At 62.5% G+C, this 13,334-nt stretch carries 7 protein-coding genes and 1 pseudogene; 6 read left to right on the top strand and 2 right to left on the bottom strand.

The window, feature by feature from the left end; genetic code table 11:
• Positions 1-132: 132 nt before the first annotated feature.
• Positions 133-420, bottom strand: a pseudogene (locus tag IPM49_16000) (methylmalonyl-CoA mutase).
• Between the two features lie 266 nt (positions 421-686).
• Here IPM49_16000 and IPM49_15995 point away from each other — a divergent pair.
• The 6 genes from IPM49_15995 (at position 687) to IPM49_15970 (ending at position 9,547) form a co-directional block, all read left to right on the top strand.
• Positions 687-1,052, top strand: a complete 366-nt coding sequence (locus IPM49_15995; GenBank protein MBK9276025.1) for a hypothetical protein — start codon at positions 687-689, stop codon at positions 1,050-1,052.
• Positions 1,053-1,165: 113 nt separating this feature from the next.
• Positions 1,166-5,488, top strand: a complete 4,323-nt coding sequence (locus IPM49_15990; protein MBK9276024.1) for a CusA/CzcA family heavy metal efflux RND transporter — start codon at positions 1,166-1,168, stop codon at positions 5,486-5,488.
• 12 nt (positions 5,489-5,500) lie between these two features.
• On the top strand, positions 5,501-6,880 hold the full coding sequence (locus tag IPM49_15985; GenBank protein ID MBK9276023.1) for an efflux RND transporter periplasmic adaptor subunit: 1,380 nt from the start codon (positions 5,501-5,503) through the stop codon (positions 6,878-6,880).
• Positions 6,881-6,884: 4 nt separating this feature from the next.
• A complete protein-coding gene (gene cadA / locus IPM49_15980) occupies positions 6,885-8,765 on the top strand; it encodes a cadmium-translocating P-type ATPase (GenBank protein MBK9276022.1) in 1,881 nt (626 codons plus the stop codon).
• 33 nt (positions 8,766-8,798) lie between these two features.
• Positions 8,799-9,224, top strand: a complete 426-nt coding sequence (locus tag IPM49_15975) for a heavy-metal-associated domain-containing protein (GenBank protein MBK9276021.1) — start codon at positions 8,799-8,801, stop codon at positions 9,222-9,224.
• On the top strand, positions 9,176-9,547 hold the full coding sequence (locus tag IPM49_15970) for a DUF3703 domain-containing protein (protein ID MBK9276020.1): 372 nt from the start codon (positions 9,176-9,178) through the stop codon (positions 9,545-9,547). The genes IPM49_15975 and IPM49_15970 overlap by 49 nt, the downstream gene beginning before the upstream one ends.
• 55 nt (positions 9,548-9,602) lie before the next feature.
• Here the strand turns inward: IPM49_15970 and IPM49_15965 are convergent, their stop codons facing one another.
• Entirely contained in the window at positions 9,603-13,133 is a 3,531-nt protein-coding gene (locus IPM49_15965) for a methylmalonyl-CoA mutase family protein (GenBank protein ID MBK9276019.1), read from the bottom strand.
• Between the last annotated feature and the right edge of the window lie 201 nt (positions 13,134-13,334).

The raw sequence follows: 13,334 nt of genomic DNA, 5'->3' as shown, positions 1-13,334 counted from the left end.
CCCATACTTCATCCCGCTTTGCGGGATCTCTACCTCGGTCAGCTACCTATGGGTAGCCTCCCTTCGTCGCGCCTTGTCTGGCCGAACGATCGTCACTCATGGCATCTGCCCGGCGAACTCCGAGGCACCCCGGCGGCGCGCCACGCGGCCCATCACGGCGTACTCTGGGTCCATGCCGTTGCTGAAGAAGAAGCTCAGGTTGGGCGCGAACGCGTTGATGTCCATGCCCCGGCTGAGGTAGTACTCCACGTAGGTGAAGCCGTTGGCCAGGGTGAAGGCGAGCTGGCTGATGGGGTTGGCGCCGGCCTCCGCGATGTGGTAGCCGCTGATGCTGACGCTGTAGAAGTTGCGGACCTTCTTGTCGATGAAGTATTGCTGCACGTCACCCATCAAGCGCAGCGCGAACTCGGTGCTGAAGATCGTTGTTCTGCGCCTGGTGGTTATGCCCGCCCTGAGCTTGTCGAAGGGTTGGGCGTGCCCCGGCTCAAATGCAGCCGGGTCGCGTGCTGCGCTTTAGCCGGTCTTGTCAGGGCCAGCGGCTGCGGCACTGCGGGGTCACGCCTGCGTCGTGCCGCCTCGTTGCTCGCATCCGCAATGCCCTTCCTGCGCCGGGCTGCCGCTTCGCCCGCTCACGCGGAGAACACGCTTGCGATCTCAACCGTTGAAGCCTACATTCGTCCCGGAAAATGCGTCGCCTCCTTTTCCTGCTCACCCTTACGGTCTATGGCTTCAGTGCCCTGGAACTGCACGAGTGGCTGCATGTGCCGCAAGTGGTGATGCACTTTCTGGAGCAGCATACCAGTGAGGACTTCCACGACCTCTTCCACAACGAGCACACCGACGATCAGCAACACGATGAGCACGACCACGATCCGTTCAGCGAGGATTGCCACGGCGAGTTCTGCGCGTGCAGTGGCCTGGTCGCGCTTTCACCGGTGAACAGGTCTCTCCTGATCTCCCTACAGCCGCTCACCACCAAGGTGGGTGCGCAATTCCTCAACGTTGCGCCCAGTGGTTTCACGGGCAACGTGTGGATCCCTCCCAAGGCTTGAGTTGATCCGCCCTTCGGCGGAACGGGAACGCACCGTGCTTCGGCACGGTCCGGGGCCATTGTGTACCCGCGTTCCGCATTCGTCCTTCCTTCCATTCCCAAGTTTTTCCATCCATGATCGACAGGATCATCCGGTTCTCCATACACAACAAGGCCATCATCGGGCTCTTCACGCTCGTGCTGGTGCTTTACGGGGCGTACTCGCTCACGCAATTGCCGATCGATGCGGTACCCGACATCACCAACAACCAGGTGCAGGTGATCACCACCACGCCTACGCTGGCCGCGCAGGAGGTGGAACAGTTCGTTACCGCGCCCATCGAGCGGGCCATGGCCAGCCTGCCCGATCTGGTGGAGATCCGCTCCATCAGCCGCTTCGGGCTAAGTCTTGTGACCATCGTATTCGATGAGGACGTGGACGTGTACTTCGCCCGCACCTTGGTGGACCAGCGCCTGGGCGAGGCCGCCGCACTGATACCGCCCGGGGTGGGCACACCGACCATGGCCCCGGTAAGCACCGGGTTGGGCGAGGTGTACCAATACGTGCTGCACCCCAAGGAAGGGTACGAGGGCACCTTCAGCCCCAGCGAGCTGCGCACCATCCAGGAATGGATCGTAGTGCGGCAGCTGTTGGGCACACCCGGTGTGGCCGAGGTGAACAGCTACGGCGGCGAGGTGAAGCAGTACGAGGTGAGCGTGGACCCCAAGCGCTTGCAAAGCATGGGCGTCACCATCGGTGAGCTACTGCTCGCGTTGGAGAGCAACAACGAGAACACCGGCGGCGCCTACATCGAGAAACGGCCCAACAGCTACAGCATCCGGGGCGAAGGACTGCTGCGCACGCTGGACGACATCCGCAAGGTGGTGGTGAAGATCCCGCCCGGCGGTGTGCCGCTCCTGGTGGGCGATGTGGCCGAGGTGGGCTTCGGTGCGGCCCCGCGCTACGGTGCGCTCACCCGCAATGGCGAAGGCGAAGCGGTGGGCGGCACGGTGATGATGCTGAAGGGTGGCAACAGCGCCGAAGTGGTGAAGGCTATTGAAGCGCGCATACCGAACGTGCAGAAGGCCCTGCCGGAAGGGCTGATGATCGAACCCTATCTGGTGCGCAGCGAACTGGTGGGGCGGGCCATCGGCACGGTGAAGACGAACCTGATCGAGGGCGCGTTGATCGTGATCTTCGTGCTGGTGCTCTTTCTAGGAAATTGGCGCGCGGGCCTCATCGTGGCCTCGGTGATCCCACTGTGCATGCTCTTCGCCATCATCCTCATGAACGCCTTCGGCGTCAGCGGCAATTTGATGTCGCTTGGTGCCATCGATTTCGGATTGATCGTGGACGGCGCCGTGATCATCGTGGAGGCCACCCTGCACCACCTGCATGCGCGCTTCAAGGGAAGGATCCTTACCCGCGAGGAGATGGACCGCGAGGTTTTCGTGAGCGCCAGCAAGATCCGGACGAGCGCGGCCTTCGGCGAGATCATCATCCTGATCGTGTACATCCCCATCCTCACACTGGTGGGCATCGAGGGCAAGATGTTCCGCCCCATGGCCATCACCGTCAGCTTCGCCATCCTGGGTGCCCTGTTGCTCTCGCTCACCTATGTGCCCATGATGAGCGCGCTGGTGCTGCCGCGCAACACGGCGCACAAACCCAACTTCAGCGACCGCATGATGGACCGTTTCCAGAAGTGGTACGATCCCATCATCGGCTTCGCCTTGCGCAACCGGATCAAGACCGTGGGTGTGGCCGTGGCGCTCTTCATCAGCTCGGTCTTCCTGTTCGCACGCATGGGCGGCGAGTTCATTCCCACCTTGGAAGAGGGCGACTTCGCCTTCCACAGCATCCTGCCGCAGGGCGCATCGCTCAGCCAGAGCATCGCCAACAACGCCAAGGTGGAGAAGATCCTGCTGCAATTCCCGGAGGTGAAGCAGGTGGTGGGACGCACCGGCAGCGCCGAGATCCCCACGGACCCCATGCCCCCCGAAGCCACGGACCTCATGATCATCTTGAAGGACAAGGACGAATGGACCACCGCGCACGACCGCGAGGCTTTGCAGGACACCATGCTGCAAGCCTTGAGGCAGGTACCCGGCGTGTTCTACGAAGCCACCCAACCCATCCAGATGCGCTTCAACGAATTGATGACCGGCATACGGCAGGACGTGGCCGTGAAGATCTACGGTGAGAACATGGACACCCTCGCGGTGATCGCGAACAAGGTGGCGGCGATCATCGGCGAAGTGCAAGGTGCGGGTGAACCGCAGGTGGAAAAGGTGGTGGGCCTGCCACAGATCACCATCACCTATGATCGTGCACGGGTAGCGCAGTACGGCCTCAACATCCGCGAACTGAACCGCACCGTGCGCACGGCCTTCGCGGGCGAGGCCACCGGCGTCATCTACGAGAACGAGCGCCGCTTCGATCTGGTGGTGCGCCTCGGTGACCAACAGCGGCAGAGCATCGACGATGTGCGCACCCTCTTCGTGGCGCTGCCCGGTGGCGGACAGATCCAGTTGCAGCAGGTGGCCGATGTGTCCTTGACACCCGGCCCGGCCCAGATCAGCCGGGAGGATGCCAAGCGCCGCATCGCCGTGGGCGTGAACATCCGTGGCCGTGACGTGGAAAGCTTCGTGGAAGAGCTCCAAGGCCGCATCGATGCCGAAGTGCCAATGCCCGCGGCCTACTACTACACCTTCGGCGGCACCTTCGAGAACCTGCAGGCAGCTAGCAAACGCCTGATGCTGGCGGTGCCCATCGCGCTGGCCCTCATCTTCCTGCTGCTCTTCTTCACCTTCAACAGCGTGAAGCGCGCCCTGCTGATCTACACCGCCATCCCCATGAGCGCCATCGGCGGTGTGCTTGCGCTCATGGCGCGCGGCATGCCCTTCAGCATCAGCGCGGGCGTGGGCTTCATCGCGCTCTTCGGCGTGGCGGTGCTCAACGGCATCGTCCTCATCGCCACCTTCGACCAACTGGAAAAGGAAGGCATCAGCGACCTGAAGGAGCGCGTGTTGAAAGGTACCCGCACACGGCTGCGTCCCGTGCTGATGACGGCGGCGGTGGCCTCGCTCGGTTTCCTGCCCATGGCCTTGAGCGGCAACGCGGGCGCGGAAGTGCAACGCCCCCTGGCCACGGTGGTGATCGGTGGCCTCATCACCGCCACGGCCCTCACCCTCATGGTGCTGCCGGTGCTCTATCTGCTCTTCATGGGCGGAGGCAGGAGGCGCAACGATGCCAATGGCGGCAAGGCGAACGCACCGCTGATCGTCGCGACCGTGCTGTTGATCATGATCGGCGGCACCAGCAGCGCACAGGAACCGATGCCGATGGACACGGCGATCGCACGCGCCTTGCGCACCCATCCGAGCATGACCGCTGCGGAACTGCGTGTGCAGGAACAGGATGCCCTGCGTGGCACGGCCTTCGGGCTGCAGCCGCTCAACGCGCAATTCTCCCATGGCCAGACCCAGGGGCCGTATCCCAAGGACATTATCCTGGAAGCCAATACCGGGTTCGCATTTCCCACCACCATTGCCCGACGCGCGGCCTACCTGAAGGAAAGCCTGCACCTTGCGGAGAACGAAAAGCTGAACACGGCGGCCTACGTGAAGGAGAGCGCGGGAGGGGCCTACCTGCAATGGGCCATGGGCCTTGAACAGGTGCGTATCCTGCAACAGCTGGACAGCGCGTACGCATCCATGGCGGCCTTCGCGCTGCAGCGCTTCGAGCTCGGTGAGACCGGCCGCTTGGAAAGCACCAGTGCGCAAAGCCGCGCCGAGCAGGTGAAGGTGCGCTTGCGCCAGGCACAGGCTGATCTGGTGGCCTACCAGGTGGAAGTAGAACGCTGGACGGGCCCGCTCAGTGGTGCCGTGCCGGTGCCCGAGGAATTGCTCAACACCGCACGAGCGCCGGATCCCGGCGGCGGCAACGACCCGCTCCTGCTCTCCTTGCAGCAGCGCACGCAGGTGGCCGAGGCCGAATGGAAACTGCAACGCAGCCAATGGGCACCCAGCCTGCAGGGCGGCGGCTTCTACCAGACCTTCGATGGCACGTCGCCCTTTTCGGGCTTCCTCATCGGTGCTTCGATCCCCCTGCCCGGCAGCGGCCAGGGCGGTCGCACCTCGGCGGCACGTTTGCGCAGCGAGATCGCCGCGCAGGAACTGGAAGCCGCACGCCGACAGCGCAGCAGCGAGCGCGCCACCACGCAGGCGCAGCTCACTCAATTGCGCGAGAGCCTCGCCTTCTATGAAAGCACCGGTGCCGCGCTGGGTGCTACCCTGCGCGACGATGCCCTGCGTGCCTATCGCGCGGGCGAAGCCGACTACTTCCAATTCACTCAAGGCATCGAGCAGGCCTTTCAACTCAACGCCGAGCACTTGCGCGTGCGTTACGAGCTCGCACTTACCGTCCTCCACCTCCGTGCCCTCAATGGGCTCTAAGACCGCATAGACATGAAAACGCAACCGATCAACAGCGCTCTTCAGCGCATGCCGAATACGCTCTTTCTGCTCCTGCTCACCATCGCACTGGCCGCCTGTGGCGGTGGCGCGGCCTCCGGCGAAGAAGAAGGCCATGGCCACGGCGAAGAGGAGGGCCACGGCGGTGGGAGCACCGTCACCGTTTCGCCGCAACAATTCGCCGCCATCGAGGGCAAGCTTGGCAAGGTGGAGATGAAGGACCTCACCACCGCCCTCAAGGCCGTCGGCTTTTTGAAAGTGCCGCCGCAGAACGTCGCCGACATCACCGTGGCCATGGGAGGCACCGTGCGCGAAGTGCTGGTGCAGGAAGGCGACCATGTGAACAAGGGGCAGGTGCTCGCTACGGTCACCGACCCTTCGATCATCCAACTGCAACGCGACTACCTCGATGCGAAAGCACGACTGGTGTACGCCGAAACGGAATTGGAACGCCAGACCGAACTGGCCCGCGCCAACGTGAGCGCGCAGAAGACCCTGCAACAGGTCACGGCGGAACACGCCTCCTTGCGGGCCAGCGTGAACGCCCATGCCGAGCAGTTGCGCCTGATCAACATCGACCCCGAGAAGCTCACTGCCAATGCACTGCGCTCAGCCGCGGGCATCGTAAGCCCCATCGATGGCACCGTGGCGCACATCGCGGTGAACGTGGGAAGCAAGGTGAGCAACGATGCCACAATGTTCCGCGTGGTGAACAACAGCAAGCTCCACGTGGACCTCTTCCTCTACGAACAGGACATCGCCTCCGTGAAGGTGGGCCAGACCATCGACCTCAGCCTCACCAACCTGCCGGGCAAGAACTACACGGCCGTGGTCTTCGCCATCGGCAGTGCCTTCGAACGCGAGACGAAGACGATCCCGGTGCACGCGGAGATCACCGGCGACAAAGTGGGCCTGATCGACGGCATGGGCGTTACCGGGCGCATCAGCGTAGGCAACGCCACCACCACCGCCGTGCTCACCGAGGCCATCGTGAACATGGAAGGCAAGGACTACGTGTTCATCAGGACCGAAGGTGAAGAGGAGCATGGGCACGGGCATGATGAAGAGCCCGCGCACAAGGAGGAACCGGCGCACAAACACACCGAAGGGGAAGCACACGATCACGCGAAGGAGAACAAGGCAACCCATGCACAAGGTGAGGTGCACGAACATGACCATAGCGATGAACATGCGCACGAGGCCGCAACCGGCAGCATGAGCTTCCAACGCATCGAAGTGAAGCGTGGAACGACCGATGGCGCGTACACAGCAGTAACCTTCCTGCAACCGGTGGACCCGGACGCCGAAGTGGTGACCGGTGGCGCCTACTACCTGATCGCGATGATGAACACGAGTGAAGGACACGAGCATTAAGATCATGAGCACCCATCATTCCCTCGCTGCTCGTTCCACCTGGCGGACCTACCTGCCTGCTATTGTTTCGTTCATCCTGCTCCTCAGCGGCATCGCCATCGACCAGCTGGCACCGCAGCTCTGGCAACAGGCATGGTGGCGTTTCGCCTGGTACTTGGCCGCGTACCTGCCGGTAGGCTGGCCGGTGCTGGTGAATGCGGTACGTACCATCGCGAAGGGCGCGGTCTTCAGCGAGTTCTTCCTGATGAGTTTGGCCACCATCGGCGCGTTCTACATCGGCGAGTACCCCGAGGGCGTGGCGGTGATGCTGTTCTATGCCGTGGGTGAACTGTTCCAGAACGCCGCCGTTGATCGGGCCAAGCGCAATATCCAGGCCTTGCTGGATGTACGTCCGGATACCGCGAACGTGCTGCGCGACGGCATCCCGGTGGAAACGCCCGCTGCTGAGGTGAAGGTCGGTGACATCCTCCGCATCCGCGTGGGCGATCGCGTGCCGTTGGACGGTAAGCTCCTCAGCGACCAGGCCTCCTTCGATACTGCGGCCCTTACCGGTGAAAGCGTGCCGCGTACCATCGTGAAGGAAGCACCGGTGCTCGCGGGCATGATCGCCACGGACAAGGTGGTGGATATGGAAGTGACCAAGCCCTTCGGCGAAAGCAGCCTCGCACGCATCCTCGACCTTGTGCAGAACGCGGCGAAAAGCAAGTCGCCTACGGAGCTCTTCATCCGCCGCTTCGCGCGCATCTACACGCCCATCGTGGTGGCGCTGGCCGTGGGCATCGTGCTGGTGCCCATGCTCATCGTGGAACCTTACGTTTTCAATACATGGCTTTATCGCGCGCTCATCTTCCTGGTGATCTCGTGCCCTTGCGCGCTGGTCATCAGTATTCCGCTGGGTTATTTTGGTGGCATCGGCGCGGCCAGCCGAAAAGGCATCTTGCTCAAGGGCGGCAATTATCTGGACGTGCTCACCAAGGTGAACACCATCGTGATGGACAAGACCGGCACGCTCACCGAAGGCGTGTTCGCCGTGCAGGAGGTGAAGCCAGCTACGGACATCACCGAAGACCGTTTGCTGGGTGTGATCAAAGCGATGGAGACGCACAGCACGCACCCCATTGCGCAGGCGGTACTGAAACATCCGCAGGGCGATGTGGTGGGCGATGCGACGAACGTGGAAGAGATCAGTGCGCATGGCATGCGTGGCATCGTGGAAGGCAAGGAGGTGCTCGTGGGCAACACGCGCTTGCTGAAGAAGTTCAACGTGGCCTATCCAGCAGAAGTGGATGCTGTGGAAGACACCATCGTAGTCTGCGCCATCGGCGGTGCATACGCGGGTTACCTCACCGTGGCCGACAGGATCAAGGCCGATGCGAAGGAGACGATCGGCCTGCTGAGGGCCCAAGGCATCCGGGATATCGTGATACTCAGCGGCGACAAGACGGCCATAACCCACCGCGTGGCTGCTGCACTTGGCATAACCAAAGCCTTCGGCGATCTGCTACCCGAGGACAAGGTGACCAAATTGCAAGAAGCGAAGAAGGACCCCACCGCCGTGGTCGCCTTCGTGGGCGACGGCATCAACGACGCACCCGTGTTGGCCCTCAGCGATGTGGGGATCGCCATGGGGGGCTTGGGCAGCGATGTGGCGATCGAGACCGCCGACGTGGTCCTCCAGAACGACAAGCCCAGCAGCATCGCCGAGGCCATCCGCATCGGCAAGGCCACCAAGCGGGTGGTCACGCAGAATATCGTGCTCGCCTTTGGAGTGAAGGCCATCGTGCTGGTGCTTGGCGCGGGAGGTTTGGCCACGCTTTGGGAAGCCGTGTTCGCGGATGTGGGCGTGGCGCTGTTGGCGATCCTGAACGCGAGCAGGATGCGGTGAGGGTTCTGGAACATAACTTGCGTGGCTACGAACATGAAACAGCTGACCACCCTGCTCTTTGCCTTTTGCACACTAGGCCTATCTGCACAAACCGGTGCAGTTTCCCCGCCCGCCAAAGGCAAGAAGACCGCCACCATCGCCATCCAGAGCACTGGCATCTGCGATATGTGCGAGAAGACCATCGAGACCGAACTCGTCTATACCAAGGGCGTGAAGAAGGTGGATGTGGACCTCAGCACCGCTGCCGTGAGCGTGACCTACGATCCGCGCAAGACCGACGCGGACAAATTGCGTGCAGCGCTCACCAAGCTGGGGTACTCCGCCGATGGCACACCCGGTGATGCAGCCGCCTTTGCCAAATTGCCCCAGTGCTGCCAGAATGAAGGCTGCGGCAAGTTGCCGGTGAAGCAATCAAGCTTCATTGGGCCATGCCGACGCAGGTGCGGCCATACTACGTAGCAGAGTTGCGCAAGAGCGAAGAGGCTCGCACGCTCGGCGATCTGCAACTCGAATGGCACCATCTCGAGCGGGCCCATATTCTCGGCCAGCGTTGGCCCTTGGAGCACAACGCGGTGCATTGGCGCATGCTGAAGTTCGGGTTCCGTACCAAGAACATGCGCGAGATCATCGGACAGTTGCCGCGTCTGGTCTTCGGTGGGGTGAAGAGCTTCGTGGGCACGGTGCCGATCGGGAATACGGGCGGAGCGAATGTGCCGGCGCTGAAGCCGCTGGCGTTACCAGACGACCTAGCAGCGATACTCAATGACACCTTTGCCGTGTGATCGATAGTGCGATCACCGTGTCCGAGAGTGAATGGAGTATCGGGCCCTTCGCGGGTCACATATTCCGCCGATACTGCCCCCCCACCTCGAACATCGCCGCAGTCAACTGCCCGAGCGAGCAATACTTCGTCGCCTCCATCAGCACGGCGAACATGTTCTCGTTCCGGATGGCCGCTTGCTGCAGGTCCTTGATCGCCTTCGCCGCTTCCGCGCTGTAGGCCGCGCGTAGGTTCTCCACCGTCGCAATCTGCGCTTCCTTCTCTTCCTCGGTGGCGCGGATCACCTCCTTGGGCAATACCGTCGGTGAGCCCTTGCTGCTGAGGAAGGTGTTCACGCCGATGATCGGGTATTCGCCCGTGTGCTTGAGGGTCTCGTAGTACAAGCTCTCTTCTTGGATCCTGCTGCGTTGGTACATCGTTTCCATCGCTCCCAAGACACCACCGCGCTCCGTGATCCGGTCGAACTCGGTGAGCACGGCTTCTTCCACCAGGTCGGTGAGCTCTTCGATGATGAAGGAGCCTTGGAGCGGGTTCTCATTCTTGGCCAGGCCGAGCTCCTTGTTGATGATGAGCTGGATGGCCATGGCGCGGCGCACGCTTTCCTCGGTGGGCGTGGTGATGGCCTCGTCGTAGGCGTTGGTGTGCAGGCTGTTGCAGTTGTCGTAAATGGCATACAGCGCCTGCAACGTGGTGCGGATGTCGTTGAAGTCGATCTCCTGCGCGTGGAGGCTGCGACCGCTGGTCTGGATGTGGTACTTCAGCATCTGGCTGCGCTCGTCGGCGCCGTAGCGATGCTTGAGGGCCTTGGCCCAGAGGCGGCGCGCCACGCGGCCCATCACGGCGTACTCGGGGTCCATGCCGTTGCTGAAGAAGAAGCTCAGGTTGGGCGCGAAGGCGTTGATGTCCATGCCCCGGCTGAGGTAGTACTCCACGTAGGTGAAGCCATTGGCCAGGGTGAAGGCGAGCTGCGAGATGGGGTTGGCGCCGGCCTCCGCGATGTGGTAGCCGCTGATGCTGACGCTGTAGAAGTTGCGAACCTTCTGGTCGATGAAGTACTGCTGCACGTCGCCCATCAAGCGCAGCGCGAACTCGGTGCTGAAGATGCAGGTGTTCTGCGCCTGGTCCTCCTTGAGGATGTCGGCCTGCACGGTGCCGCGGACCTGCTGGAGCGTGTCGGCCTTGATCTTGGCGTAGACGTCGGCGGGGAGTACCTGGTCGCCGGTGATGCCGAGGAGCATCAATCCCAGTCCATCATTTCCAGCAGGTACTTCTCCGTGGTAACGTGGTCGAGGTGAATGGTGAATGGAAGCTGGTGAATGGGTGGATCCGCCTTTCCCATTCGCCATTCGCATTTCACCATTCGCCTTCTCCCACCTCTCCTTGATCTTCTTCTCAACCTCCTTCTCCAGCTTGTGCTCGCGGATATACTTCTCGCAGTTCTGGTCGATCGCGGCGTTCATGAAGAAGCCGAGCAGCATGGGCGCGGGACCGTTGATGGTCATGCTCACGCTGGTGTTGGGCGCGGTGAGGTCGAAGCCGCTGTAGAGCTTCTTGGCATCATCGAGGCAGCAGATGCTCACCCCGCTGTTGCCCACCTTGCCGTAGATGTCCGGACGGCGGCCGGGGTCGTGGCCGTAGAGTGTTACGCTATCGAAGGCGGTGCTGAGGCGCTTGGCCGGCATACCCTGGCTCACGTAGTGGAAGCGCTTGTTGGTGCGCTCGGGTCCGCCCTCGCCGGCGAACATCCGCGCGGGGTCCTCGCCCTGGCGCTTGAAGGGGTAGATGCCCGCGGTGTAGGGGAAGAAGCCCGGCGTGTTCTCCTGCATGGCCCAGCGCACCTTGTCGCCCCAGCTCTTGAACTTCGGCAGCGCCACCTTCGGGATCTTCAGGTGACTGAGGCTCTCGGTGTGGTTCGGCACCTTGATCTCCTTGCCGCGCACCTGGTAGGTGTAGAACTCGCCGCTGTACTTCTCCTCCTCGGCCTTCCAGTTCTGGAGCATGGACCAGAGGTGGGGATCCAGATCCTTGCGCAGCTCTTCGAACTTATCGATCAAGCTCTTCACTTCGGTGGAACCGGTCGGCAGTTGCCAGTTGTCAGTAGGCAGTTGATCACCACCGCTGGTGGACTGCCTACTGCCAACTGCTGACTGCCCACTGAGCAAGTCCGGTCCCCCGAAGGTCAACACCGCACTGTACAGCCCATACAACTTGTCCGCGATCTCCGCCTGCTTGCGCACGTGGGCATCGTAGCGGCGGTTGTTCTCGCTGATCTCGCTCAGGTAGCGGCTCTTGGCGGGGGGGATGATCCACACCTTCTCGCTCATCTCGTCCATCCCGTGGAAGGTGCTCTTGAAGTCCACGCCCGTCTTCTCGGCGATCTTGGCCATCAAGCGGGCGTAGAGCGTGTTGGTGCCGGGGTCGTTGAACTGGCTGGCGATGGTGCCCACCACGGGGAGCGTGTCATCGTCGGCGTCCCACAGCTGGTGGTTGCGCTTGTACTGCTTCTTCACGTCGCGCAGGGCATCGAGGGCGCCGCGCTTGTCGAACTTGTTGATGGCCACTACGTCGGCGAAGTCGAGCATGTCGATCTTCTCCAGCTGCGTGGCCGCGCCGAACTCCGGCGTCATGATGTAGAGGCTCACGTCGCTGTGGTCCAGGATCTCGGTATCGCTCTGGCCGATGCCGCTGGTCTCCAGGATGATCAGGTCGAAGCCCGCGGCCTTCAGGATGCTCACGGCCTCCTTCACGTGCTTGCTCAGCGCGAGGTTGCTCTGGCGCGTAGCGAGGCTGCGCATGTACACGCGCTCCCCGCGGATGCTGTTCATGCGGATGCGGTCGCCCAGCAGCGCACCGCCGGTCTTGCGCTTGCTCGGGTCCACGCTGATCACGCCGATGGTCTTGGTCGGCTGGTCCAGGATGAAGCGGCGGATGAGCTCGTCCACCATGGATGATTTCCCCGCACCGCCCGTGCCTGTAATGCCCAGCACCGGGGCCTTGCTCGCCTCGGCCTTCTTGTGGATCTCGTCGGCGATCTTGCCGAACACCTCGGGGTGGTTCTCCGCCGTGCTGATCAGCTTGGCGATGGCCGGCCAGTTCTGAGGGCTCAACTTCTTGGCCTCCCCATTGACCTTGTTGCTCAGGTCGAAGTCGGCCTTCTCCAGCATGTCGTTGATCATGCCCTGCAGGCCCATCGCACGGCCGTCATCGGGGTGGTAGATGCGCGTGATGCCGTAGGCATGCAGCTCCTCGATCTCGCTGGGCAGGATGGTGCCGCCGCCCCCGCCGAAGATCTTGATGTGCCCCGCGCCCTTCTCCTTCAGCAGGTCGAACATGTACTTGAAGTACTCGGTGTGCCCGCCCTGGTAGCTGGTCATGGCGATGGCGTGGGCATCCTCCTGGATCGCGGTGTTCACCACATCCTCCACGCTGCGGTCGTGGCCCAGGTGGATCACCTCAGCGCCGGTGCTCTGGATGATGCGCCGCATGATGTTGATGGCGGCATCGTGGCCGTCGAACAGCGAGGCGGCGGTAACGACGCGGATCTTGTTCTTGGGGACGTAGGGGGCGGCTTGGACGAAGGTGGACATGGCTAGGACGGCGGGCTGGTGCCCGGGATAGGGGCGAAGTTACCGGAGGGGCGGTTACGGGCCGGTCACCGCTGACGCTCAGGTCGTTCCATATTCTTCGCTCTACGTTCTGCGTTCTTCATTCCAAGTGGGGCAGCTTCTCGTAGTGCACCTGCAGTAGGCCAAGGCAGCATTCGCCTGACTTCCCCGGTCTCCTCCTTA

It is taken from the genome of Flavobacteriales bacterium (assembly GCA_016715895.1).
GTDB lineage: Bacteria > Bacteroidota > Bacteroidia > Flavobacteriales_F > PHOS-HE28 > PHOS-HE28.
This window is presented reverse-complemented; position numbering and strand designations above follow the sequence as displayed.

Coding starts and splice junctions, on each gene's coding strand:
- IPM49_15990 (MBK9276024.1), top strand. CDS start 1,166: ATGATCGACAGGATCATCCGGTTCTCCATACACAACAAGGCCATCATC.
- IPM49_15995 (MBK9276025.1), top strand. CDS start 687: ATGCGTCGCCTCCTTTTCCTGCTCACCCTTACGGTCTATGGCTTCAGT.
- IPM49_15965 (MBK9276019.1), bottom strand. CDS start 13,133: ATGTCCACCTTCGTCCAAGCCGCCCCCTACGTCCCCAAGAACAAGATC.
- cadA (MBK9276022.1), top strand. CDS start 6,885: ATGAGCACCCATCATTCCCTCGCTGCTCGTTCCACCTGGCGGACCTAC.
- IPM49_15975 (MBK9276021.1), top strand. CDS start 8,799: ATGAAACAGCTGACCACCCTGCTCTTTGCCTTTTGCACACTAGGCCTA.
- IPM49_15985 (MBK9276023.1), top strand. CDS start 5,501: ATGAAAACGCAACCGATCAACAGCGCTCTTCAGCGCATGCCGAATACG.